At 49.3% G+C, this 221-nt stretch carries 1 rRNA gene; it reads left to right on the forward strand.

Annotation, left to right across the window (positions count from 1 at the left end):
• Nucleotides 1–140: 140 nt before the first annotated feature.
• A 5S ribosomal RNA gene (gene rrf / locus ACXAGP_RS22140) occupies nucleotides 141–221 on the forward strand; the annotation flags it as partial.

Below are 221 nucleotides of genomic sequence, written 5' to 3' on the forward strand. Positions count from 1 at the left end.
TTGGTGTTGTCACCGCCAGGACGGCGGGGAGTAGACAACGCAGGAGCATGTTGTCGAAGAACACGCTTATGAAGAAGAGTAAGACGCGCTTACCCTCATACACGATTTATCAGAATTTCCAAGTTTGTTGACCGTTTTTGTCTGGCGGCCATAGCGATACGGAACCACCTGAATCCATTCCGAACTCAGTAGTGAAACGTATTAGCGGCGATGGTAGTGTG

Source organism: Planctobacterium sp. AWM4_229, assembly GCF_056160305.1.